Source organism: Rhizobium sp. NFR07, from assembly GCF_900111905.1.
GTDB lineage: Bacteria > Pseudomonadota > Alphaproteobacteria > Rhizobiales > Rhizobiaceae > Neorhizobium.
This window is the reverse complement of record NZ_FOKM01000001.1, coordinates 715,594-739,133: the sequence shown is the minus strand read 5'-3', so window position 1 is coordinate 739,133 and position 23,540 is coordinate 715,594. Positions and strand designations below refer to the sequence as shown.

21 protein-coding genes and 1 pseudogene are annotated in these 23,540 nt (G+C 59.4%); 8 read left to right on the top strand and 14 right to left on the bottom strand.

The annotated features are described in order from the left end of the window. Positions 1-17: 17 nt before the first annotated feature. The 8 genes from BM216_RS03255 to BM216_RS03220 form a co-directional block, all read right to left on the bottom strand. Positions 18-2,030: an ATP-binding protein gene (locus tag BM216_RS03255; RefSeq protein WP_244530046.1), complete on the bottom strand. Its 2,013-nt coding sequence runs from the start codon at positions 2,028-2,030 to the stop codon at positions 18-20. A gap of 73 nt (positions 2,031-2,103) precedes the next feature. After that, positions 2,104-3,579, bottom strand: a complete 1,476-nt coding sequence (locus BM216_RS03250; RefSeq protein ID WP_092994775.1) for an ATPase domain-containing protein — start codon at positions 3,577-3,579, stop codon at positions 2,104-2,106. Positions 3,580-3,889: 310 nt separating this feature from the next. Continuing rightward, positions 3,890-5,362 carry a PAS domain S-box protein gene (locus BM216_RS03245; RefSeq protein WP_092994772.1) on the bottom strand — a complete coding sequence of 491 codons (1,473 nt, stop codon included), beginning with the start codon at positions 5,360-5,362 and terminating at the stop codon, positions 3,890-3,892. A 15-nt stretch (positions 5,363-5,377) separates the two neighbouring features. Beyond that, positions 5,378-5,737, bottom strand: coding sequence for a response regulator (locus BM216_RS03240; RefSeq protein WP_092994769.1), 360 nt, complete (start codon positions 5,735-5,737; stop codon positions 5,378-5,380). Further along, positions 5,738-7,243, bottom strand: a complete 1,506-nt coding sequence (locus tag BM216_RS03235) for a sensor histidine kinase (RefSeq protein ID WP_092994766.1) — start codon at positions 7,241-7,243, stop codon at positions 5,738-5,740. 261 nt (positions 7,244-7,504) lie between these two features. Beyond that, positions 7,505-7,939, bottom strand: a complete 435-nt coding sequence (locus tag BM216_RS03230) for a BA14K family protein (RefSeq protein WP_092994763.1) — start codon at positions 7,937-7,939, stop codon at positions 7,505-7,507. Between the two features lie 173 nt (positions 7,940-8,112). Then, positions 8,113-8,601, bottom strand: coding sequence for a PRC-barrel domain-containing protein (locus tag BM216_RS03225; RefSeq protein WP_092994760.1), 489 nt, complete (start codon positions 8,599-8,601; stop codon positions 8,113-8,115). Positions 8,602-8,722: 121 nt separating this feature from the next. Continuing rightward, positions 8,723-8,923, bottom strand: coding sequence for a CsbD family protein (locus BM216_RS03220; RefSeq protein WP_092994757.1), 201 nt, complete (start codon positions 8,921-8,923; stop codon positions 8,723-8,725). A gap of 464 nt (positions 8,924-9,387) precedes the next feature. Here BM216_RS03220 and BM216_RS33950 point away from each other — a divergent pair, with 464 nt between their 5' ends. The 8 genes and pseudogenes from BM216_RS33950 to BM216_RS34565 form a co-directional block, all read left to right on the top strand. Continuing rightward, positions 9,388-9,753 (top strand): hypothetical protein, encoded by a 366-nt coding sequence (locus tag BM216_RS33950; protein WP_177230696.1) that lies wholly within the window; start codon positions 9,388-9,390, stop codon positions 9,751-9,753. 148 nt (positions 9,754-9,901) lie between these two features. Then, positions 9,902-10,165 (top strand): DUF982 domain-containing protein, encoded by a 264-nt coding sequence (locus tag BM216_RS03210; protein ID WP_092995120.1) that lies wholly within the window; start codon positions 9,902-9,904, stop codon positions 10,163-10,165. Between the two features lie 535 nt (positions 10,166-10,700). Continuing rightward, positions 10,701-11,804: an efflux RND transporter periplasmic adaptor subunit gene (locus BM216_RS03205; RefSeq protein ID WP_092994751.1), complete on the top strand. Its 1,104-nt coding sequence runs from the start codon at positions 10,701-10,703 to the stop codon at positions 11,802-11,804. A gap of 3 nt (positions 11,805-11,807) precedes the next feature. Further along, positions 11,808-14,954 (top strand): efflux RND transporter permease subunit, encoded by a 3,147-nt coding sequence (locus BM216_RS03200; protein WP_092994748.1) that lies wholly within the window; start codon positions 11,808-11,810, stop codon positions 14,952-14,954. Positions 14,955-15,080: 126 nt separating this feature from the next. Next, the gene (locus tag BM216_RS03195; protein WP_092994745.1) at positions 15,081-15,329 is read left to right on the top strand and encodes a YMGG-like glycine zipper-containing protein; all 249 of its coding nucleotides are present in this window, start codon (positions 15,081-15,083) and stop codon (positions 15,327-15,329) included. A gap of 49 nt (positions 15,330-15,378) precedes the next feature. Continuing rightward, positions 15,379-16,050 carry a response regulator transcription factor gene (locus tag BM216_RS03190; RefSeq protein ID WP_092994742.1) on the top strand — a complete coding sequence of 224 codons (672 nt, stop codon included), beginning with the start codon at positions 15,379-15,381 and terminating at the stop codon, positions 16,048-16,050. Between the two features lie 74 nt (positions 16,051-16,124). Then, on the top strand, positions 16,125-17,423 hold the full coding sequence (locus BM216_RS03185) for a sensor histidine kinase (RefSeq protein ID WP_244530064.1): 1,299 nt from the start codon (positions 16,125-16,127) through the stop codon (positions 17,421-17,423). A 65-nt stretch (positions 17,424-17,488) separates the two neighbouring features. Continuing rightward, positions 17,489-17,644, top strand: a pseudogene (locus tag BM216_RS34565) (Fic family protein); the annotation flags it as partial. Between the two features lie 294 nt (positions 17,645-17,938). Here the strand turns inward: BM216_RS34565 and BM216_RS03180 are convergent. From BM216_RS03180 to BM216_RS03155, 6 genes are all read right to left on the bottom strand, one after another. After that, positions 17,939-18,394, bottom strand: coding sequence for a D-erythrulose-4-phosphate isomerase (locus tag BM216_RS03180; RefSeq protein WP_092994736.1), 456 nt, complete (start codon positions 18,392-18,394; stop codon positions 17,939-17,941). A gap of 12 nt (positions 18,395-18,406) precedes the next feature. Further along, complete coding sequence (locus BM216_RS03175) at positions 18,407-19,177, bottom strand: triose-phosphate isomerase (protein ID WP_092994733.1); 771 nt, start codon at positions 19,175-19,177, stop codon at positions 18,407-18,409. A 5-nt stretch (positions 19,178-19,182) separates the two neighbouring features. Continuing rightward, positions 19,183-19,953, bottom strand: coding sequence for a DeoR/GlpR family DNA-binding transcription regulator (locus tag BM216_RS03170; protein WP_092994730.1), 771 nt, complete (start codon positions 19,951-19,953; stop codon positions 19,183-19,185). A 92-nt stretch (positions 19,954-20,045) separates the two neighbouring features. Continuing rightward, positions 20,046-20,984: a sugar-binding transcriptional regulator gene (locus BM216_RS03165; protein ID WP_092994727.1), complete on the bottom strand. Its 939-nt coding sequence runs from the start codon at positions 20,982-20,984 to the stop codon at positions 20,046-20,048. Between the two features lie 69 nt (positions 20,985-21,053). Beyond that, positions 21,054-21,986 (bottom strand): sugar phosphate isomerase/epimerase family protein, encoded by a 933-nt coding sequence (locus tag BM216_RS03160; RefSeq protein WP_092994724.1) that lies wholly within the window; start codon positions 21,984-21,986, stop codon positions 21,054-21,056. A gap of 12 nt (positions 21,987-21,998) precedes the next feature. Further along, positions 21,999-23,510, bottom strand: coding sequence for a glycerol-3-phosphate dehydrogenase (locus BM216_RS03155; protein WP_092994721.1), 1,512 nt, complete (start codon positions 23,508-23,510; stop codon positions 21,999-22,001). Positions 23,511-23,540: the final 30 nt, after the last annotated feature.

The window sequence follows — 23,540 nt, the reverse complement described above, 5'->3', positions numbered from 1 at the left end:
CGGTCGAAGGAAATCCCTTACACGCTCTCGGATGGCTCTGTCCGGCCGAGCCTACCCATCATCTCCGCAATCTTGTTTGCGAGGTCTTCCATGACGAACGGCTTGGTTATCATATCCATGTTGGTCCCAAGAAAACCGGAGCGGATCGCCGCATTTTCGGCATAACCGGTGACGAACAGGACCGGAAGCTGGGGGCGATGCTGGTGGGCTATTTCCGCAAGCTGGCGCCCGTTCATGCCGGGCAGACCGACGTCAGACACCATCAGATCTATCCGTTCGCCGGAGCGCAGGATGTCTATAGCAGCATTCGCGTCCTCCGCCTCCAGCCATCGATAGGACAGGTCCTGGAGGATCTCGCCGATCAGAAGCCTGACGGCAGGATCGTCCTCGACAAGAAGCACGACCTCCCCTTGACCCTCGCGCAGATCGGCACGCATCGGCGTCGGCGCCTCCTGCAGCTTTCCACTCGCGGGCAGGAAGATCGACACCGTCGTTCCGACGCCGGGCTGGCTGTGGACGCGGACCTGCCCGTTTGACTGCTTTGCGAAACCGTAGATCATCGATAGGCCAAGCCCCGTTCCCTGACCCGTCGGCTTGGTGGTGAAGAACGGTTCGAATACTTTTTCCAGGAGTTCAGGCGCCATGCCGACGCCCGTGTCTGTTACGGAGATCACCACATACCTGCCTGGCGACAAGCCCTGGTAAGCTTGAGAGGCCTTTTCATCGACGTAGACCATCTTGTTCTCGACAGTCAGGTCGCCTCCGTCGGGCATGGCGTCCCGCGCATTGATGACCAGGTTTAGAATGGCGTTTTCCAGCTGATTGGCGTCCACCATCGCTGTTGGCAGCCCCTCATTGCCGACGACCTTCAGGCGAATATTCTCGCGAATGCTTCGCTTGAGGAGATCCTCCAGTGAATTGAGGAGAACGCTGGTGTCGTGAGGTTTGGCATCGAGTGTTTGTCGCCGTGAGAATGACAGCAAACGTGCGGTCAAGGCGGCGGCACGCTGTGCCGACGCGGACGCAGCCTCGATAAAGCGGTCGACTTCCTCGACCCTTCCTGCCGCAATGCGGCGCTGGATGATGGTCAGAGCGCCGAGCACGCCGGTCAGCATATTGTTGAAGTCATGCGCGATGCCGCCGGTCAGTTGACCGACCGCCTCCATCTTCTGGCTTTGCCGCAACGCATTTTCGGCGTTTTCACGGTTCGCCATCTCTACTGTCAGCTCATTGGTTCTTTCAGCGACCCGCCGCTCAAGCTCTTCCTCGACCAGCTTTCTTTCGGTGATGTCGACGGCAAAGATGTGGAAGCCGTCAACGGAACCCTGATCATCCCGGCGCGGAAGGTACCGGACCTCCGCCTCACGTCTTGCACCATCAAGCCCAGGCCATGACATCTCCTTGCGAACCAGTTCCCCTGCGAGCGCACGCGCAACGGCGTCCTGATGGCGCAAAAATGCATCTCTCCCGTGAACCTCTGGCATCGATCGGCCGATGATGTCGGAGGCAGCAGAACCGGTCCACGCTTCGCAGGCCTTGTTCGCAAAACGGTAGTGCAGGTTTCTGTCTACGAAACCGATCAATGTCGGGATGGCATCGGTGATCAACCGTAGCTCGGCCTCGCTTGCCGTCAGTGCCTCCCTGTTGGTCTCGAGTTCGCGCAGGCGGTCTCGCATCTCGAATTGCCGCTGACGCGACCGCATTGCCGATGCCGTCGCACTGAGAAGAGAGGGAAGTCCGACCGGCCTTTCCAGAACGATCGCGTTCGGCACGAAACTTAGAAGCCGCATACGCGCTGCTTCAGCCACGGGACCGGGGCGCGTTGTTCTTTGCGCAGCCAACATAATGAAGGGAATGTCCGACCAACTGGCTTGCCGGTCCAGTGCCGCGCGAAGCGCGGCCGGATCTGAACCCAACGCTTCCTCCGTCGCCAGGACAACGCCGGTGTGATCATCAATGCGGTTTGCAACGGCGGCGAGGTCGGCGCAGATGTCTGCGTCGTAGCCATTATCCGTGAAAATGGCGGCCATTGTCGCTGCATCCCGGCCGTATGGTGCAAGGATCAGGACCCGGTAGCCTTCTTTGGCCGTGCGATGGCTCACGTCAGCGATTTTCCATGAGTGGGCCGGACTCACCGACATATTCCGGAGTTCCGGTCATCACGCCTCTGAACGCCGTCAGCGGTTCGCCGACGCGAACCCCTTGTCGGTCGATCCGAAACTCCCGGATTGCGTCCTCGTGGCGGCCTGCACGATTCTTGATGACGGAGATTGCTTTCCTCATTCGGCCTTCGGCCTCGAAGAAACGAAGGAGGAGGACAGCATCGGCCACATAGGAAATATTCAGGCTTGTCGACATCGTTCCAAGCAGCCCTTCCTGGGGGCTGATCAACAGCGTGACGGCACCCTGCTGGCTGAGAAACGAAAGCAGCTCATGCATCTGCAGGATCAGTTGCTGCTCTTGCGGCATCGCCGCGACGTAACCGTAAAGGCTGTCGATCACGACCATCTTTGCGCCATTGCTGACCTGAGAGCGCACGCGGGCTGCAAATTCGCCTGGAGAGATCTCTGCAGGATCGACCTGTTCGATGAGCAGACGACCAGAGTTAATATGTTTTTCGATGTCGAGATCGAAGGCCTTGGCACGGGTGAGCAGGGTGCCGACGCGTTCATCGAATTCGTAGATCACGGCGTTTTCGCCGCGCTCGCACGCGGCATAAATATATTGGAGCGCAATGGTTGTCTTGCCTGTGCCGGCTGGACCGGTGATCAGTGTCGATGTTCCGCGCAACGGTCCCCCTCCTAGGAGCGCGTCCAACTCCGGAACATCACTGCTGACCGGATCGTCGACAAAATCGGCATGATGCTGCGACGCGATCAAACGTGGAAAGATGCTGAGACCACCCTTGCGAATAACGAAGTCGTGGTAGCCCGCCACGAAATCGACGCCGCGAAGCTTCTGCACCTGCATCCGCCGGCGCGCCGCGCCGAAATCCAGGGTCAGTCGCTCCAAAGTGATGACACCGTGGCAGAGACTATGCAGGTGAGCGTCACGGCCTTCCGCGCCGCCGGTCAGGTCATCAACGAGCAGGACGGTCGATTTGCGACCGGCAAAGAATTGTTTAAGCGCCAGAACCTGACGTCTGTAGCGCAGGGGATCCTGGGCAAGAAGACGCATCTCCGACAGGCTGTCGAACACGACGCGGGATGGCTGCAGGCGTTCGACTTCTGCCTCTATCAACCTGATCGTCTCGCCGAGTTCGATTTCCCATGGATGGAGAATCGACTGCTCCCGGGCGCCGCCAAGTGCTTCCTCCGCAGCCGAAAGTTCAAAGACCTCAAAGTCGTCGACGTCCCACCCGTGCGACGCAGCGACAACAGCAAGCTCCTCCCTGGTCTCGGAGAGTGTGATGTAGAGCGCCTTGCCGCCCTGACGGATGCCTTCGCGAAGAAACTGTAGCGAAAGCGTGGTCTTGCCCGATCCGGGCGTGCCCTCGATCAGGTAGAGGCGATGCTCCGGCAGGCCCCCATGCAGGATAGTGTCCAGACCTTCGTTTCCGGTTGAAATCGTACCAGCCATATCGTTCAAACCCGCGATCTGCGCCGCAGAGATCTCCTTAAATGTCGTCGGAAGCTATCGCCGGTCAGGTCGGTTTGCGAGAGAAAGCAGCACGTATCTCTTGGACCGATGAGTTTTTTGCATCGAAGCCTCATGGACAAAAGCTGTTTGGGCTACTTTCGCGGTGTGTCTCCATTCCCTGCCAAGACATATGCCCTCCACGAGCGGTCGTTCAAAAGTACCATTGCTCTACCGGCCGAGAAAAATGTCCGCAAGATTTGAAAATACCAATTACGTTGGTACTTTTGTACTGGGCCGGCGAGCTTCAGGATCAGGTTTTGCTCTTGCCGCCGATGCCTCGCTCCTTGGCCCAGAGGATCGCGGCACCACGACGATTGACGCCGATCTTTCGATAGAGCGATGAGACGTGATTGCGCACCGTATTGCGCGACAGCTTGAGACGCTCGCTCATCTGGGTGTCGTTCATTCCCTGGCAGATCAGGCTCAGCACATCCTGCTCACGTTCTGTAAGATCGGACAACCGCGCGTCCGCGATGACTGCCGACAGGTTAGATGTATGCCGAAGGGCTGCAAGTTTTTCGACAACGCCGCGACTGAACCACGACGTGTCTGTCATGACTGCCTCGATTGCGGTCATCAACTCCTCCTCGGAGCGTTTGCGGTCCGTAATGTCCTGGATGACCATCATGATACAATCGATGTCATCAATCTTGATCTCTTCCGATGACAACAGGCAGTCGACGAGCGCGCCGTCTTTTGACTTCAGCCTGAAATCGATATTGCGAAGCTTGGGGTCCTTTTTCAGCGCCTTCTCCACGGCTTTACGAACATCATTGTCGAGCCAGAGTTCCAGCTGTTCCGGATTGCGCCCGACCACATGCTCTTCTGCGGCCCCCATCAGACGAAGAAACGCCGTGTTGGCTTCCAAAACCTCGAGGTTGTCCGCCCGAACGATGACGGTTGGCAGCGGCGAGAGGCTGAACGCTTTTGAAAAGCGCTCCTCACTCTGCTTCAGCACGGTCTGCGATTTTTTTAACGGCTCGAGATCCGCGAAGGTGAAAAGCATGCAGGGCTCTCCGGCAACCTCGATCGGTTCGCCTGCGACGATGACGGATTTGACCGTCTTGTCCGGAAGCGGAACCAGAGCTTCCATCTGTGGTATCGTTCGCCCGTTGTTGAGCCGCTCGAGCGCCTCATCGCGCCTTTCGGCAAAGGCAAGGATGTCGATCTCGTAGGTCGTCCGACCGACCAGATCATTTCGACTGTAGCCGGTCATTTCCAGAAACCCTGGATTGACGCGCACGTAGCGGAGATCCGAAAGCCGGCAGATCACTGCAGGTGCCGGATTTGCGTTGAAGGCGGCTTCGAACCGATCTTCAGCCTCGTAACGGCGCGTTTCGTCCTGGATGATCCAGGCAATGTAATCTGTGCCTTCCTCCTGATTTCTGACAGGAAAGCAACGTATCGCGTGCATCCAGCTGTGATCGGCATCGTCTGTGGCGCGAACTTCGAGGGTCGCTTCGACCACATCTTTGTTCGCGACAGCGCGATCGACGGGGTGTTCGCCGTCCGCAACGGAGTGATTGTTGCGATATTTCAGGGTGAAGCGCTCACGGTAGCCCATGATCGTCTTGCCGAGATCCTGGCTGCGCTTGACGCCATGCATGGCGATTGCCGCCTCATTGACCCACAGAATGTTCTTTTCGACATCAACGAGGATCACGCCTTCCTTGAGGCCGGAGACGATCTGATGGACCTGTCTGAAATCACGCGTTTTGTCCAACCGACGCCTCCAATGTCATTCTGTTTGCCGGGCGACCAGAACCGTGCCCAGGATCGCTGCGAGTTGTTCGGGTGAGAAGGGCTTCTGAAGTATAGTGGCATCGCAATAGGGATCAGCGAGACCGGCGCGGCCGTAGCCGCTGGCAAACATGAACGGCGTTCCGCGCGCGGCAAGTGCGTCCGCCACGGGAAACGACTGCTTTCCAGCCAGATTGACATCCAGAATGGCAAAGTCAAAAGTTTCGTTGGTGGCGGCGTCGAGAGCCGTCTCAAGCCGCATCGCCGGCCCGACGATCTGATGACCGAGGTCGACGATCGCATCCTCGATCAGCATTGCCACCAGCATTTCGTCCTCAACCACCAGGATGCGCGCCATTCAATTCGCGTCCGTCAAGGCGCTGTCGGTTATAGCTTCGATCGAGGTGGTCAGCGTGAACACAAGGCCGCCTGCTCGATAGTCACTTTTGGCTTGGCCCCGCAGTTCCAGCGGCAGGATTTTGAGGATCAGTCTCGACCCGAAACCTTGCCGGTCGCTCGGAGAGACGACCGGACCACCGATCTCGGTCCAACTGAACAGGAATTGCCCGTTATCTTCGACATGCCAGTTGATTGTGACATACCCCGTCGGCGATGACAGCGCTCCATACTTGACGGCATTGTTTGCAAGTTCATGGAGAGCGAGTGCAATCGAGAGCGCTGCGTGCGGCCCGATCCGCATTTCTGGTCCACGAAGAATAAAGGCGTCACGGCCAGGATACTGGAATGCTTCCAGGGCGCTTTCGATCATGGTGCGCAGGTTGGCGCCATTCCAGTTTTCCTCCGTCAGGACGTTATGGGCGCGCGACAAGGCGAGGATGCGGTTGGTGATCGCACTCGACGCCTCTTCCTTCGTCGGCGCTGAACGCAGCGTCTGCGAAACGATGGACTGGATCGATGAAAGCGTATTCTTGACCCTGTGATTCAACTCATTGATCAGGAGCTTTTGGTGCATTTCGGCTCTGACGCGTTCAGTCACGTCCGATCCCTGGATGAAGATGTTGGTGACCATCCCCTTTTCGTCACGGATCGGCTGGTAGACGAAATCGACAAACCGTTCTTCGAGGGGCGCATCTTTGGTGCGGTTGAATAGAACCCGTTCTGAGGCGCGTTTCACCGTTTCGCCGGTCCTGAACACCGCGTCCATCAGGGCGACATAGCCCTGATCGGCGATCTCGGGTAAGGCTTCAGCCAAGGTCTTGCCGACCAGCTCGTGGTCGCCGACCAGCTTCTGGTACTCCGGATTGATGAGCGCGAACCGGTGATTCGGCCCTTCGGTCATCGCCATGAAGGTCGGTGCCTGGGAAAACAGGTTCTGCAGGCGTTGGGTCTCTTGTCTGTTTCGGCGTTCCGCGAGCACCCGATCGGTTGTCTCGACAACGATTGCGATAACGCCTGCCGGGACACCGTCTTCGTTCAGGATCGGCGAATAGTCGAGGTCCATCCAGACCTGCTCGGGAAATCCCTGGCGATGCAGCGTGAGTTCCTGATCACGATAGGCGAGTGTGCCGCCCGAGAGGCCAACCTTCATGACGTTGTCGTTGAAGTCGGCGATCTCGCTCCATCCCTCGCGAACATTTGAACCCAGGAGCGCGGGATGTCGGTGGCCCGCGAAATCGCAATAGGCATCGTTATAGATCATCACGCCCTCAGGTCCCCAGAGCATGACGATCGGGACAGGGGAATGAAGCAGGAATGCCGTGCTGGTTCGCAGACAGGGTGCCCAGCTTTCCACGGGGCCGAGCGGGGTGGATGCCCAATCGTACCCGCGGATGATCGTTGCAGCTTCCCCTAAATGGCCAAGAAACTGGAAAGGATCGATGCTGTCGCCAGTACCTTGCTGCATGGAGTTCCTTGAAGGGTGGCTGAATTGTTCACGCTAGATAGAGTAAACCGCAACGAGAGCAAGCCGGTTCCCGAATGTTTCGGGAAGTCTGTGCCGCTTGTGTCACGTCATGCGCAAGCCGGACGTTTCCGAGTTTGCCGCCTTGAAACAAATTGTTGTTTTGCGGGCTTGTTTCTGGCGGATACGGACCAACAGGCTGGTGCATATGCCCTCTGCATGAACATCGATGTTTTGGTGGCCTAAGCTCGTGATCGACAAAGATCAGTAAGGCGACCGGCACTGCGCGCGCACGCCTGCGCGAGGAACATAGGTGTTGTCCGACGCACGATACGTCCGGTAGCGGTTTGCGCACCATTGGGCATGGCTGCTGCCGTAGGAGCGATTGCCCGAGTTGGCTATCGCGCCGCCAATGATGGCACCTGCAGCCAAGCCGCCTATGATCGCCCCGGCGTTCGACCGGCGGTGCCTGTGGTGGTGGCGGTCGTATCTGCGATAGTGACGGCCGTAGTGGCGATCCCCCCGATGATGACGGTAGTGGCGACGACGATCATGGTGGCGATATTGCACCTGTTCGACGTTGCCCGCCTGGGGCGCCGACACCACGGGGAGTGGCATCGCGGACGTTGGCACGAATGATGTCAGAGTGACGATCGCCGATAGAGAGATCGCGGAAAAGATCTTTGAAATTGTTCGCATATGTGTCTCCTGAGCAGGGCGTACAATGCGCAGTTAAGAAAGAGGTTCCGGATTTAATTAGCGTACCAACCATCGGAACAGTTCAAAAAAAGGCCGGCGCAACTCATCGCACCGACCTCTCGTGACCGCATCAGCCAGTGCCAGTACATCCGTGGTCACTGGCGAGCGATGGATTACTTTTTCAGTTTGTCGTAGTCGAACTTCGGAGCCTTCGACAGGTCGTCCTTGTTGGTGTCGACATAGGCCTTCCAGGTGCCATTGTCGTCCGCGAGCGCCACCGAGGCCGGATCAATCACGACGTAACTTGCGCCCAGGCCGAGGAAGCCGCCGACGCTGGCGATGACGCCGATAACGGACTTGCCGCCGCCGATGACGACGTCGGAGATCTCGCCGACTTCTTCGTTTTCCTTGTTGTAGATATTCAGGCCAACCAGGTTCGAGGTCACGAGATCCGTGTCCTTGATCTCGACCGTCTTGAGCGGCGTCGTTGCTGCCATACCCATGGTGATGCCCGGACCAACCATCGTCGCGTCGGCGCCGGAAGCCGCCGTTGCGGCAGGCGCCTGCGCTGCCGGCTGTTCAGCGGGAGCAGCAGGCTGCTGGGCGTAAACAGCAGTGCTCATCGTGCCAAGTGCAAGGGCGGCGGCGATAATCGTTTTCATGAGTATTTCCTCGTATGTATTTGTTATCACGGATATCCGTGGCGTCAGAGAACGAGCGCCCCCGGTCTTGGTTCCCGCCTCCTTGAAAAAATAATCCCCGCCGAAACGGGGGCCATCCAGATCACCAGGTCTGACGACCGTACCAGTCGTCAATATCCTTTTTGCTGTGGTCTTTTTCGAAACCGTAGCGTTCCTGGATCTTGCCCTCCAACTGCTCGCGATTACCGTTGATGACGTTAAGATCGTCGTCAGTGAGCTTGCCCCACTGCTCTTTGACGCTCTTCATCTGCTTCCAGTTGCCTTCGACGCGGTTCCACTCCATGGCGTCTTCTCCAGTTGTCGTAATGTTTTACAGACAATCAGGTGCCACGAACGTTCCTCACCTCGAGGACTGCATGCACCGACGCATGAACTTGTCGATGCGTCGTCGCTCGCCTCCGAACTTCTCCAAAATCTGTACGGCCCGGGGGATGCTTAGCTCGTAGGTCTCCTGCAGTTGCTCGAGCGTGTATTTCGGTACGGATGGTGCGAGGTTCATGACGGTCTCCTTACACTCCCTGAAATGCGACAGCTTTTCGGAAGTTCCTCGGCGTCACGATGGTCTAGCAAGGAACGTTCCTCTGTCCCGCCCGTTTCTGTGCCGATCGATTGGAGGCTTCTAAATGTTCAATAAATTACCCATGCTGGCCGCTGCGGCGCTTGCCTGCCTCACGCTCGCCGGCTGCGTGAGCGAGAGCGGCTACACGACCTATGACCGTGGCTATAGTCGCTACGACGGCCCGTCCTATGTCTATCGCACTGATAGTCCGAGACGGGATTGGGATCGCCGCCATCACGAAAGGCGTGATTGGAATCGCCATCGGGAAGCGCGGCGAGATGACCATCGTGGCCGGCATGACTGGGATAGAAACGACCGCCGACGCGATGATTGGCGAGGAAGAGGCGACCGCTCGGATCGCCGTGATGGGCGGCATGACCGTGATGGCAGACCTGGCCGCGACGGCCGCATCTGGACGCCGGAGAACTAGCCGCACGGTAACGAGAAATCCCGGCACGCAGGGAACGTGCCGGGGAATGCTGGAAGTCATGAAGTTTCACCGATGGAACGATGGTGGTTCATCGAACCGATCAGTTCGATATTCATGTCACTAAAGCGAGTCCGGGTCAAATCACAACCACCGATTAACCGCGGCCCGCTGTCGTCTGAGCCGCCGAAGAGCGCGTAATTTTCGTTCATCTCGTCGGAACGAAATCTTGGGCTCGGATGTTCTCTGCCCCGCCGAAGGAGATCATAAACAAGATGCGAAATGAGAATTTCGAAGTCCGCACTGACGCCAGATGGCTGACGCCGGTCTGGATCCGGGTGGGCAACGGAGCGCCGGAGGCGGTGAGGTGTGCGGGTGAGGCGCTGGAGAAACTTACGTATCGTTGGCCGGACAAACGCGGTCGTCATTACCTCAGCGCAAAGACATGCTGTCTGGCAGCGTTAAACGGCCAGACGTCCGCAGAAATGGCGCGCGAGGCGTTCATACACGCATCGATCGAAGCCCAGATGTTGGATTGATTGAAAATCGAAAGAAAAGCCGCTCCCGCAAAGGAGCGACTTCCATGTCGGTGGTGTCGACAGGGCCAAGGCTGGTGATGCTCTGCTGTTAAAACTGAAGCGGCCAGCCGTGCGTGCCGACGCCCGACGAGATCGTGATCTTCATGTCGGCAGACGGGTTGCGGCGGTCCCACGCGGATTACCCCTGAAGTTTCATGATGGAACTCTACGCCGCACCACCGATGCGCTTGCACTAAGTGAGTGAATTCTCAGCTTCGAGACAATCTGATGAGCAGGACGAGGGCTCGATTGCCTTCCAGGCCTCACCCTCGAACGGGTCACCATCAATAAAGAAATATGGGCAAGAGCGAACACGTTCTGCCGGTTGCCAAAGCAAGGACGTAATGTTCCTGCAATCCGTCGCTGCGACAGAAACGTATCCAGTCTCGGTATCGACCACAGCCAAGGCGGAGCGGCGTCGGCCGGCGCCCCATTTGCAATCCGCCACACGTTGACCAATTTGGCCACGTGCAGCCAAACCAGAACGAGGTCAATCATGACGACGGCGATCCGCCGCCTGGGCCACCTTCTCGTCCATGCCTTCATCATTACGATCAGCATGATGGATGCGATGCCCGATGCCGCCGCGCAGCAACCGCAATCCGCTCCGATCGAATTATCCCAGGTCGATGTCAGCACAGCAGTACGCCAGGATGTCGCGACCGAAGTGCGGATTGCCGGTTCGCTGACGCCTATCCGCCGTTCGACTTTGACCTCGCGCGTTTCCGCCACCATCCTGGAATTGCCGGTGCAGATCGGCGATGTGGTGAAGAAGGGCGATCTCCTGGTCCGCTTCGATACCGAGGCTCTCGCGTCGGCGGTGACGGCGCGCAAGGCAGAAATCGATGCACTCGGCGCGCAGATCGAACTGGCCGAAGTGGTGCTGGAGCGGAACACCTCGCTCGGCGAGCGTGGCGCGTCATCCGAGGCGACACGGCTTGAGGCACAGGCCAATCTGTTGAACCTTCGCGCCCAGCTCAGATCCAAGCAGGCGGAAGTCTCAGACGCTGAACGTTCTCTCGCTTATGCGGAGCTGAGAGCGGAATTCGACGGCGTCGTCGCCTCGCGCGCCATCGACCAAGGGCAGACCGTACCGCTCAACACGGAGCTGATGAGCCTTGTCGATCTTAGCCGTATGGAGGTCGATGCCGGTGTCCCGACAAGCCGTATTCCTCTCGTGCAGCTCAAGCAGCCGGTTGAATTGAGCGTCGAAGGTTTTCCCGGCCGCACCTTTGCAGGGGAGGTCATGCGAATTTCGCCGACCGCCGTCGCGGGATCTCGGGCCATCCGCGTTTTCGTCGCGATCAATAATGACGAAGGCCTTTTGCGTGGCGGCATGTTCACCACCGGTATCCTGAAGGTCGATGATCAGAAAGGTGTCATCGCTCTGCCCGCGGCTTCGATCCGGCATGATGCGGAGGGCTCGTTCGTGCTCAAGGTGGCCGACAACATGCTGCGCCGGCAGCCTGTCGACCTCGGAACGAGCTGGACCGACCGCAACCTCGTTCAGGTCTCCGGAGTGGAGGAAGGCGACGTCATTGTGACTGCTCCGTTGCCCGATCTCGTCGCCGGCACGTCCGTGCGCATCGAGGATATCTGAACCATGTTCCTGACCCGTATCAGCGTTGCCCACCCGGTTTTCGCCACCATGATGATGGTGACGATCCTGGTCGTCGGTCTGTTTTCCTACAATCGCCTCGGCGTCGATCAGTTTCCCGAGACCGACCTGCCGATCGTGGTCGTCGCGACGACCTATACCGGCGCATCACCGGCTTCGGTCGAAAGCGAAGTCTCGCGACCGATCGAATCGTCGCTCAACACGATCGGCGGCATCGACACGATCACCTCGGAATCCTACGAGGGCCGCTCGATCGTCGTCGTCCAGTTCGATCTGGATACCGACAGCCAGGTTGCAGCGCAGGAAGTGCGCGACCGGGTGGCGCGGCTGGAGGCGACATTTCCCGATGAAGTCGATACCCCGCAGGTCACCCGCTTCAATCCTGATGACCAGCCGATCCTCTCGATCGCCGCGTCGTCGCCGACGAGAACACTCTCCGAGATCACGACGCTTGCCAACCGCATCATCACCAACCGACTGAACGTCATCGGCGGCGTCGGCCAGATCTCGCTCGTCGGCGACAGCGAGCGGCAGGTGCTGGTGGTCGTCGACCCGGATCGGCTCGAGGCCTATGGCGTTGGTGTTTCGACCGTCATGGACGCGATCCGGCGCGAAAACCAGGACCGCGCCGCCGGTACGCTGATCTCCGGCATCAACCAGCGCATCGTGACGGTGGAAGGCCGTATCGCCGATGCGGCAGGGTTCAACAGCATAATCGTCGCCCAGAGCGGCGGATATCCGGTCTATCTCTCGGATGTCGCGAGCATCCTCGATACGGGTGCGGAGGTAACTAGCCGCGCCACCTATCAGGGGGCGCCATCGCTCGGCCTGGACATCGTCAAGGTGCAGGGTGCCAATACGGTCGAGGTGGCGCGGGCATTGCGCAACGAGATCTCCGCGCTGAATACGGAGCTGGCGAAGGAGAACGTCGAACTCACCATCACCCGCGACAATTCCCGCGCGATCGCCGCCCAGGTGTCGGAAGTGCAGCGCACGTTGATCGAAGGCGGCGTTCTGACCGTGCTAATCGTCTTCATCTTTCTTAATTCCTGGCGCTCGACCGTCATCACGGGCCTGACGCTGCCGATCTCCGTCATCGGCACGTTTGCTGTCATCTATGCTCTGGGCTTCACGCTCAACACGATGACGCTGATGGCGCTGTCGCTGTCGATCGGCATCCTCATCGACGACGCGATCGTCGTGCGCGAAAACATCACCCGTCATCTGCAGATGGGCAAGGACCATGTGAGGGCGGCGCTCGACGGTACGAATGAGATCGGGCTTGCTGTTCTCGCCACCACGCTCTGTATCGTCGCCGTATTCCTGCCGGTCGCCTTCATGGGCGGGCTGATCGGCCGCTTCTTCCTGCAATTCGGCGTGACGGTTGCCGCGGCCGTGATGATCTCGCTCTTTGTGTCCTTCACGCTCGATCCGATGCTGTCCAGCGTCTGGTACGATCCACAATCACAGAAGGGGGCCAAGCGTGGTCTCATCGGGCGACTGGTCGAACGCTTCGACCACTGGTTCGAGGGACTGGCGGGCCGATACCGCTCGCTCATCCACTGGACCTTCGACCATCGCAAGACGACGATCGCGATCGTCGTTGCGTTGTTCGTGGGGAGTCTGCTTCTCGTCCCGCGCATCGGTGCCGAGTTCTTGCCACCGGCCGATCAGGGTGAGGTGAGCGTATCGCTCGAAGCCAATGAAGGCGCGTCGCTGGACTACATGGCGGCAAAAGTCGGTCAGGTCGAACGGGCGCTCAGGGAATTTCCAGATGTCGCCAGCATTTATTCCACCGTCAATTCGGGTGGGGCGCGCGGCTTCAACGAGGCTGTGGTCGCAGTGCAGCTCGTGCCGAGCGCGGACAGGGACCTGACCACGGCGCAAAGCATCGATCCGATCCGCCAGCGACTGGCGCGAATTGCCGGGCTGGAAATCTCGGTCGGGCAATCGACCGGCGTCGGCGGATCGCAGAAACCTCTGCAGCTTTCCATCCTCGGTGATGGCGACGAAGGTCTGCGGCGCATTTCCGATCAGATCACAACCGCGCTTTCCGCCATTCCGGGCGCGACGGAGGTGGAATCGTCGATCGAGAATGTTCGCCCCACTCTGGCCGTGCGTGTTCGTCGCGAGGCGGCAAGCGACCTTGGTGTTTCCATCGCCATGATCGGTGACACGCTCCGGCCGCTGGTTGCCGGGGATGCCATCTCGGTCTGGAATGCACCGGACGGAGAATCCTACGATGTCATGGTGCGTCTGCCGGCGACCGGCCGGCGGGATGCCGCGCAGCTGCGAAACCTCACCATCTCGACCAGTCGTACCGACGACGACGGCAAGCCGATCACCGTTCTGCTCGATCAGGTTGCCGATGTAGTGGAGAGCACCGCGCCCGATGCAATCACTCGCAAGGACCTGTCCCGCGAAGTGCGCATATCGAGCAATATCGAGGGCAGAGCGTTAGGCGACGTTACCGATGATCTCAATGCCGCGATCGCCAAGATGGATATACCCGTCGGTTACCGCATCTCGTTCGGCGGCGATGCCGAGAACCTGGCGGAAAGCACGGGTTATGCGCTTCAGTCACTGCTGCTGGCCATTATCTTCATCTACATCATCCTCGCCTCGCAATTCGGCTCCTTCATCCAGCCGATCGCGATCATGATGACCCTCCCGCTGTCGCTGATAGGCGTGCTGCTCGGCCTGCTGTTCACCGGTTCGACGCTCAACATGTTCTCGATGATCGGCTTCATCATGCTGATGGGCCTCGTGACCAAGAACGCCATCCTGCTAGTCGACTATTCCAATCTGGGTGTTCGCGAGGGCAAGACCCTGCGGCAGAGCCTTGCGGATGCCGGAGCCGTGAGGTTGCGACCGATCGTCATGACCACGCTTGCGATGATCTTCGGCATGCTGCCGATGGCGCTTGGGCTGGGCGAGGGCGGCGAGCAGCGCGCGCCTATGGCTCATGCGGTGATCGGTGGATTGATATCCTCGACCTTGCTGACGCTCGTCTTCGTTCCGGTCGTTCTCACCTATCTCGACGGCATGGGCCGACGGGTCAAGCGATGGTTCTCTCCGGAGGCCGGGAAGGCGGCGCATGACGGCAATGCCAAAGTGACGTCCTCGGGTTGAAAATATCGCTGCCTCGCGCGCGTAATGTTACTGCAATGTCACTCGTAGAATCAGGGCAGGGCGATAATTCGTCGCGACATGAACCTTGATCAGGCATGGCTGGCGCCATTGCGGGGAGACATTTACATGAAGAGAGCCTTGGTATTGGCGATGCTTGTCGTCACATTGACGTCCTGTTCGAAAACCGAAAAAGGGGCCGCGATCGGCGCAGCCTCCGGAGCGGTGATAGGCGGTCTCGTGACGAACGATTGGCGAGGTGCCGCAGTCGGCGCTGCAGCCGGTGGCGCGACCGGCGCAGTGGTCGGCAATGCAAACGAGCGGCGTCGCTGCACCTATCGCGACCGCTACGGACGGCGTTACGTCGAGCGCTGCTGAATTCGGCAAGTCGGCTTTGCTGCCGATGCTGCGGCGTTAGGGGATATCCATGAGACTTCTACTGGTGGAAGATGAGGTTGAGATGGCAAGGGCATTGAGCACCGTGTTGGTGCAAAACAGCCATGTCGTCGATCACATGACCTTGCTCGAACATGCACGGGAGGCCTTGCGGTCTAAAGTCCATGACGCCGTCATTCTGGATCGTCAGCTTCCAGATGGTGACGGGCTCATTCTCCTGCGGGAGATGCGGGACGCCGGCGACAAAACGCCCGTCATCATTCTGACTGCGCATAATGCGCCCGGCGATCGCGTCGGCGGTCTCGACGACGGAGCAGACGATTATCTCGGCAAGCCATTCCTTGCCGACGAGTTGATGGCGCGGCTACGGGCTGTCGTTCGCCGCTCGGAAAGCTATACGAGCCAAGTCTTCACCGGAGGAAACGTTTCGATCGATCTCGACCATCAGGAGTTGATGGTCAACGGTGAGGTCGTTACGCTGACGCGGCGCGAGATGCTGGTTCTGCAACTTCTCGTCAAGCGCGCCGGAAAGACGGTTCTACGTGGCACGCTTGAAGAGGCTGTCTATGGATATGATGACGAGATCCAGTCCAATGCGTTGGACAGTCACGTATCACGTCTTCGCAGGAAACTGGCCGACGCCGATGCAAGCGTGACAATCCACACGATACGCGGCATTGGTTATCTGCTGAAGGGCGAGTGATGATCAGGATGTTCAGCCGACGATCCTTGAAGGGTAAGCTCGTATTTCGGTTTGCGATGGTCCTCGGCGTGCTGATGATCGTCATGAACATCGGCTTTCTGGTTTTCCTCGGATATGTGCTGCCAACGAAAAACGACGCAGATGACGCGGTGAGACCAAAGATCGCTGCGGCTTTGAGTTCCGAAGATGGTCGGCTGGTCATCACCTCGACCGAGGGCCTCAGCAAGCTCGCTAGAGAGGTCTCCGCCTTCTGGTTCGTGGCGAGGCATCCCGATGGCCGGAGCGTGAGCTTCGGGGCAGTCCCGCCTCAATACGCGAGCCTTCTTCCGATCATGGGCGATATCCATTTCCTCGACGTGCGAGGCGAAGACAACTCGCCGATAACAGCGAATTTTGCCGAGTTGGACACAGCGGCCGGCAGCCTGAAGGTGATGTATGGCGGCACGGTTGCTGCACGCTCATATCTGGCCAAGGTCATGCTGGGCATGAGCGTGCTCTATGTCCCGTTCACTCTCATTCCGATCGGGCTCGTCTTTCTGGCCCTGCCTATTTTGGTCGGTCGCGCGCTTTCGGGCTTAAAGTTGACGATCAGTCGCGCGGCATCCATCGACGCGAACAGTCTCGGGATGCGCTTGCCGAAGGACGATGTGGTGCTGGAACTGCATCCACTGGTCGATTCATTCAATTCGGCGCTCGGCCGGATCGACGAGGATGTCAGCCAGCGTCGGCGGTTCTTCGCCAATGCAGCGCACGAGCTGAGGACGCCCATCGCTATCCTGCAGACGAGGCTTGAAGCGTCCGCGCCGAGCCCGGAGAGGCAGAGACTGCTCATGGATGTTGCGCGCTTGGCGCAAACAGCTGAACAGCTTCTCGATATGCAGCGTTTTGGAGCCATCCAGGCTTGGAGCGACGTCGACCTCGTCGATCTTTGTCGCAAGGTGGTTGCCGATAGCGCGCCGATGGCAATCTCGGCCGGTTACGATCTCGCTTTCGAAGCAGAGACACCTTCGCTTGTCGTCAAGGGTGATCGGGATTCGCTCGAGAGGGCCGTTGGAAATCTCGTCCGTAATGCTATCGAACACGGTGGTGGAACGGGGAACATTCGCGTTGAGGTCACGCGTGACGCAGCGATCGATGTAGTCGACGATGGTCCGGGAATTCCAAAGGAGGAGCGCGAAAAGGTTTTTGAGCCTTTTTACAGGACGAAACCAAAGTCCACGGGGGCCGGACTGGGATTGAGCATAGTCAGGCAAATCGCCCAGACCCATCATGGATATGTAACCGTTATTTCCCAGGTCTGGGGTACGCGTTTTCGGCTCAAGCTTGCGTATACCGGCGCTGATCAAAGCTGGCCTGCTGCATGTACAGTTTGAAACGATGCATCCGTTTCCCTCTCCGATGGGACTTAAGATAGAGACTGAGGTAGAGCAGCGGCTTTCTGTCCGCACCAACGGTCAAAGCCGCACTTGCCGATCTGGAGCGATTGGGCCTCGTTGATGAGGTAACTGGCCGCAAGCGTGGCCGCGTATTCAGCTATCGACGATATCTTGCAATTTTAAGCGAAGGCACTGATCCCCTGCCTTTCAGCTCATGACAAATAGGTGGGCCAAAGGTTCGATCTTCATCAAGAGCGACGAATTTTACAACTCCCCACGCGTTCAGGTCCCTGCAACCAACGACACTTGAAAGTCTGCCCGATGGGGCCTTTCTTATCGAGCTCCTCCGCATAATCGCTGAATGCTTTTTGCATTCGGCCTATCAATCGAGAAAAAGCCTCATATTGTCTCTCGAGACAATATGAGGCTTCGCAGTTTAGGCCTTGAGCCTGTTCGGGCACAGGCGATCCAGCCGGTAACGGCGGCTGACCAAAGTCGGACGCCGCGTCGTTTCAGCGAACGTTGTACTTGCTGTCGACGTCGTTTATCGCCTTGACGTTTCCGGCCGAGCGACCGGCCTCATCGAAAGTCTGGGCGAGGAAGGCGTCGGCAATGGCCTTGGCGAGTTCCGTGCCGATGACGCGGGCGCCCATCGTAATGATCTGGGCGTTGTTGGACAGCGCCGCACGTTCAGCCGAATAAGTGTCATGTGTCAGCGCCGCGCGGATGCCGGGCACCTTGTTGGCCGAGATTGAAACGCCAATGCCGGTACCGCAGACGAGAATAGCCTTGTCATAGGTGCCGTCGATGACGCCGGAGGCGACACGGTCGGACAGGTTGGCGTAGAATGCGTCCGGCCCGGCATCCGTGCGCGATACTTCGTACACGTCGAAGCGGTCCTTCAGATGGTCGGCAAGTACCTTTGCGAGGCCTTCACCGGCGCTGTCTCCTGCGATTGCAAGCTTCATGGTCTTATCTCCTCAGAGTTTGGCGGCGCATTTCGCCAGGATGTCGAGGTAGCCCTCGACGTTCCAGGCGGAACGTCCGATGAAGAGCCCGTCGATATGAGGGCTCGAAATCAGTTCTTCGCAATTGCCCGGATTGACCGACCCGCCGTAGAGGCAGGGAATACGTCGGCCAAGCACGGATTCCGCGACGTCGATAATCTCCCCCTGGCGGGCGGAGGCATAGTCGGCGCTGGCGGGGATGCCCTTTTCGCCGATCGCCCAGACCGGCTCATAAGCGAGCAGGATCTGCGCATTCTTCTGGTCGCCGGTGAGTTTTGAAAGCGCGCCGCGCACCTCACGGGCAAGAATTTCCGGAGCCTTGCCGCTGTCGCGATCGGCCAGGGTCTCGCCGATACAGATCAGTGGGATAAGACCGTGGCGAACGGCGGCTTCGGTTTTCAGGCCGACGGTTTCGTCGGTCTCGCCGAAATGTTCGCGCCGCTCGGAATGGCCGAGCTCGACGATATCGAGATCGCAGTCCTTCAGCATCAGCGGCGATACTTCGCCGGTCCAGGCGCCCTGGTCGGCCCAGTGCATGTTTTGCGCGCCGACCTTGACGGATGTTTCGGCCAGTGCCGCCTTCACCTCACGGACGGCGGTGAAAGGTGGAATGACGAAGCGCTGGATACGTTCATCCCTGCCTGCGTCGGCCGCCTTGAGGGCCGTCGCGAAATGCAGAGCCTCCGCCAAGGTCTTGTTCATCTTCCAGCTGGTGCCGACCCAGAAGCGGGGCGATGATGTCATGGTTGTTAACCTCCCGATGATGCGATGGTAAGCGTGACGCCCGTCTCTTCGATCTCTGCCAGCGCGGTTGGGTCCGGCTGCTGATCCGTGATCACAGCGTCAAATTCGTTGAGGCCCGCCAGCACATGCAGTGCCGTCTGGCCGATCCGCTCGTGATTGACGAGCAGGCAGTTGCGTGTCGACGACGCCATCATCGCCCGCTTGGTGCGCACCACATTGTCGTCCATGTGATAGGCGTGCCCAGCCGCCACGCCCGGAGTGGAAATGAAGGCGATATCGGCCCTTAGTCGCGCCAGCGTTTCTTCGGTCACTACGCCGAAGAATGCGTTGAACTTGGCGGAATAGACGCCGCCGAGCGCAATCAGCGTGATGCCGTTCTCGCCCTTGAGACGTTCGATGACGGCAGCATTGTTGGTAATGACCGTCAGCGGTCGCTTTCCGATCAAGGCTTCGCCGAGAACCGCAGCCATCGATCCGTCATTCACCATCACCGTCATGCCCGGCTCGACGAGTTCGGCCGCGGCCTGGGTAATTGCCTGCTTGGCGCCGTGATCCTGGCGTTCGCGGATCCGAAAATCGCTTTCGAACTGCGTTCCAGCATCGATCGTGGCGCCGCCGCGCACCTTGCGCAGCACGCCAGCCTGTTCAAGCTCGTCGAGGTCGCGATGAACGGTCATTTTCGACACTGCGAAACGCTCGGCCAGGTCGTCGAGATCGACCGTCCTGCTTTCTACGAGCAGGTTGATGATGCCCTGCTGCCGTTCCTCGCGTTTCATAAGGGGCTCCGCTCATAACTTGCAACTAATGTAACAATTAATTCGTGATAATCAACATTTATAATGTGATATTGCGATGAATTTATGTTTCATCACGCGGCAAGCAGGGCTTTTGCCGTGCGCTCGTCCGTAATCAATCCGAAAAGACGACGGCTGTTGAGAATTGCGCTGATGGCATCCGCCTTGTTCGGCCCGCCAGCCAACGCCACCAGGCGCTCGCTCCTGGTCTTGGGGAAGGATGCGGAGAGCATGCGGGCGCTGAGATCTGTATCCAGAATATGGCCATCCGCATCGAAGAAATGCCCGAGAATTTCACCGACGCCGCCGGATGCTTCGATATCGGCGATCTCGCCGGGCTCGACCATGCCGGAGGAGACGAGTTGCGCATCGGCATCGACATTGCCTATGCCGACGAGTTTTAGATCGGCCTTGTTGGCGAGCTCGAACACTTCCTTGACCGCGCGCTGGGCCATCAGAACCTTCCGGTCCTCGCTCGTATTGGCAAAGAAGGGCACGGGCATGACATAGGCCTGGCTGCCGGTCTTTTCGGCAATGCGGTGCATCACGTCGTAAGGGTTGGCGCCGTAATTTCGGGTAAGACCGCCGAGCAGCGAAACGAAGCGCAGGTTCTTCGCATTGACCCGCGGCATGTATTGCACGGCGGCTGACAGCGTGCGGCCATGGCCGAGGCCGATCACCGTATTGTCGCCGCGTTCGATCTCACGCTTGAGATAGCCTGCGCCGGCATGACCGAGTGCGCGCAGGGGCAATCCCTCTTCGCCGAGATCGGGTGCCACCTCGCAATATTGGAGGCCGAAACGTTCGGAGAGCTGCATTTCCAGCTCGACGCATTCGACGATATCGCCGTCGATCGTCACCTTCACCACGCCCTCGGCGACGGCCTTGGCGATCAGGCGGTGCGCCTTGACCGATGGCACGCCAAGACGCTTTGCAACCTCGGACTGGGTCAGGCCGCCGGCATAATGCAGCCAGGCGGCACGTACGGCAAGCGTATCATCGGCGTCCGTCATGCCGCTTCCTTTCGATGTGTCTGCGGCGATTGCCGCCTTTGATGCGGGCGCCTTTAAAGGGCTTGCGCCTCAAATGTTCAAGTCGGCAATGCCGGTATCGATATGCGGCGCCCAGAAGGCGACGCTCTCGGCGATCTGCGACACGACCTGCCGGTCGTTCGGCTCGCGCTCCTTGAAGGAGAGTTCGAGGCAGATCTCGTTGTCCCTGGCGCCGCCAGCAGCAAAAGCCTCGAGCAGCGGTGCCGGCTGGATGCGCCCCTTGGCGTTGAATTCCGCCGTGAAGGGCCGGTGCCCGCCCTTGTCCATCAGGCTCTGCTTGATGTGGATGATCGGCGAAACGGGCGGCACTGCGCGTGCCCAGGCGTAAGGATCGAAATCGTCCGGATTGGTTGAGGTGACGTCGCCGTGGTCGATATCCGCCATCATCCACATCGGTACGGCCATGTTCGCGGCGGTCAGCCGTTTCTGCAGCGCCATGCAGGCGTCGATCGTCTCGCCGAATTCACGGCCGATGCTCATCGGCTCCCAGAAGACATAGGAAAGGCCGGCGGCGCGGGCATGCTCGGCAACTTCAGCCCAGCAGTCGATGGCGATGGTGATCAGCTCTTCGCGGCGGGCCGGATCGTCGAAATCCTTGTAGGTGAAGATGGCGAACTGCGTGCCGACCGAGGTGCCGCCGAGATCGGCGGTGATATCGGCAAAGGTCTTGAACCAGTCGACATAATAGCGGCGCACATCGGCGTCGGGATGACCGAAATGGTTGAGGCGGCCGTAGGGGCCGGTCATCCCGGAGGTGACGCGAACGCCGGTGCGCTTCAGCGCGGCAGCCATCTGCCGGGTGAGACGGCGGATGACCGGCGCCTGCCAGCTCGGATTGATGAATTCATGGGTGAGCTGCAGGTTGCGGATCTTCAGATCGCGCGCCACCGTGTCGATCAGATCGTCGGGATCGGCGAAGCGGTTGACCAGCGGGTTTGTGTTGAGCGAAAGCGTCAGTGGCATCGTGAACCTCCTTCAGGCGGCGATGGGGCGGGTGGATGCAAACCACTCGCTGAAGGCGGCGCGTTCGGCCTCGGTCATGTGAAGGTAATGCTTGGTGCGGCGGTAGAGGATGTCTTCCGCCGTCTGGGCCCATTCGTTGTCGACGAGATAGCGGGCCTCCGCTTCGTAAAGCCGGCCGCCGAAATAACGACCGAGGCCTTCGGGACCGGATGCATTGCCGATTATCTTGTGGGTCAGCGTGCCATAAAGCCGACCGTAGTGATGCACCAGCGCGCGGAGCATCCAGGGATAGGTATCGCGCAGGCTGTCGGCGAAGGTCTCGTAATCGGCATTCGGCATGTCGCCGCCGGGCAGGGGAGCCTTTTCGGTCCAGTCATCGCCCATGTTCGGGAAGACGGTCTTCAGGCGCTGCATGCCGCGTTCGGCAAGTTCGCGGAAGGTGGTGATCTTGCCGCCGAAGACGTTGAGCAGCGGCGCGCCGCCGGTCTCGTCGAGATCGAAGACGTAATCGCGGGTGACGGCGGACGGGTTGCCCTTGCCATCGTCGAAGAGCGGGCGGACACCGGAGAAGGAATGCAGCACGTCCTGGCGGCGCAGCTTTTCCTTGAAGTAACGGTTGACGGCCTTCAGCAGGTAATCGATCTCGCCTTCGTCAGCGCTAACATCTTCGGCGCGGCCTTCGTAGGCGATATCCGTGGTGCCGATCAGCGCCTTGTCGCCTTCGTAAGGGTTGATGAAGATGACGCGCTTGTCGTGGTTCTGAACGAGATAGGCGTTCGCACCGGCCCAGAATTTCGGCACGATGATGTGGCTGCCCTTGACCAGGCGCACATTGCGGCTGGAATTCGAGCCCGCTACGCGGTTGATGATATCCGTGACCCACGGGCCGGCGCAGTTCACGATGCATTTGGCGCGAAACGTCCGTTCCTCTCCCGTGAGAGTGTTCCTGGCAACGACCGTCCAGGCGCCGTTTTCGCGCCGAGCAGAAACGGCTGCGGTGCGGGTGAGCACAGTCGCACCCTTTTCGGCAGCGCTGACGGCATTGAGGACCACGAGGCGGGCATCATCAACCCAACAGTCGGAATATTCAAAGCCGCGCGGGTACTGATCGAGGATAGGTGCACCTTCGGGATCGCGCAGGAGGTTCAGGGTGCGCGTGCCCGGCAGCTTCTTGCGGCCGCCGAGATGGTCGTAAAGGAAAAGGCCGAGGCGCACGAGCCATGCCGGCCGGTCCTCAGGGCTATGCGGCAGGACGAAGCGCAGAGGCCAGATGATATGCGGGGCGGCGTTCAGCAGCACTTCGCGTTCGATCAGCGCCTCGCGCACGAGGCGAAACTCGTAATATTCGAGATAACGCAGCCCGCCATGAACCAGCTTGCCCGAGCGCGAGGAGGTTCCCTGCGCCAGGTCGTCCTTCTCGCACAACGCCACTTTCAGCCCGCGGCCTGCCGCATCGCGCGCGATGCCCGCGCCGTTGATGCCGCCGCCGATGACGAAAAGATCGAGAGTTTCGGGTTCGCTCATATCATGCTCCTTCGATGCCTCTGCATCAAA

Coding starts and splice junctions, on each gene's coding strand:
- BM216_RS03180 (WP_092994736.1), bottom strand. CDS start 18,394: ATGAAGCTTGCAATCGCAGGAGACAGCGCCGGTGAAGGCCTCGCAAAG.
- BM216_RS33950 (WP_177230696.1), top strand. CDS start 9,388: ATGTCTATCGCACTGATAGTCCGAGACGGGATTGGGATCGCCGCCATC.
- BM216_RS03200 (WP_092994748.1), top strand. CDS start 11,808: ATGTTCCTGACCCGTATCAGCGTTGCCCACCCGGTTTTCGCCACCATG.
- BM216_RS03155 (WP_092994721.1), bottom strand. CDS start 23,510: ATGAGCGAACCCGAAACTCTCGATCTTTTCGTCATCGGCGGCGGCATC.
- BM216_RS03205 (WP_092994751.1), top strand. CDS start 10,701: ATGACGACGGCGATCCGCCGCCTGGGCCACCTTCTCGTCCATGCCTTC.
- BM216_RS03220 (WP_092994757.1), bottom strand. CDS start 8,923: ATGGAGTGGAACCGCGTCGAAGGCAACTGGAAGCAGATGAAGAGCGTC.
- BM216_RS03190 (WP_092994742.1), top strand. CDS start 15,379: ATGAGACTTCTACTGGTGGAAGATGAGGTTGAGATGGCAAGGGCATTG.
- BM216_RS03230 (WP_092994763.1), bottom strand. CDS start 7,939: ATGCGAACAATTTCAAAGATCTTTTCCGCGATCTCTCTATCGGCGATC.
- BM216_RS03255 (WP_244530046.1), bottom strand. CDS start 2,030: ATGGCCGCCATTTTCACGGATAATGGCTACGACGCAGACATCTGCGCC.
- BM216_RS03210 (WP_092995120.1), top strand. CDS start 9,902: ATGCGAAATGAGAATTTCGAAGTCCGCACTGACGCCAGATGGCTGACG.
- BM216_RS03195 (WP_092994745.1), top strand. CDS start 15,081: ATGAAGAGAGCCTTGGTATTGGCGATGCTTGTCGTCACATTGACGTCC.
- BM216_RS03240 (WP_092994769.1), bottom strand. CDS start 5,737: ATGGCGCGCATCCTGGTGGTTGAGGACGAAATGCTGGTGGCAATGCTG.
- BM216_RS03160 (WP_092994724.1), bottom strand. CDS start 21,986: ATGCCACTGACGCTTTCGCTCAACACAAACCCGCTGGTCAACCGCTTC.
- BM216_RS03250 (WP_092994775.1), bottom strand. CDS start 3,579: ATGGCTGGTACGATTTCAACCGGAAACGAAGGTCTGGACACTATCCTG.
- BM216_RS03225 (WP_092994760.1), bottom strand. CDS start 8,601: ATGAAAACGATTATCGCCGCCGCCCTTGCACTTGGCACGATGAGCACT.
- BM216_RS03170 (WP_092994730.1), bottom strand. CDS start 19,953: ATGAAACGCGAGGAACGGCAGCAGGGCATCATCAACCTGCTCGTAGAA.
- BM216_RS03165 (WP_092994727.1), bottom strand. CDS start 20,984: ATGACGGACGCCGATGATACGCTTGCCGTACGTGCCGCCTGGCTGCAT.
- BM216_RS03235 (WP_092994766.1), bottom strand. CDS start 7,243: ATGCAGCAAGGTACTGGCGACAGCATCGATCCTTTCCAGTTTCTTGGC.
- BM216_RS03185 (WP_244530064.1), top strand. CDS start 16,125: ATGATCGTCATGAACATCGGCTTTCTGGTTTTCCTCGGATATGTGCTG.
- BM216_RS03175 (WP_092994733.1), bottom strand. CDS start 19,177: ATGACATCATCGCCCCGCTTCTGGGTCGGCACCAGCTGGAAGATGAAC.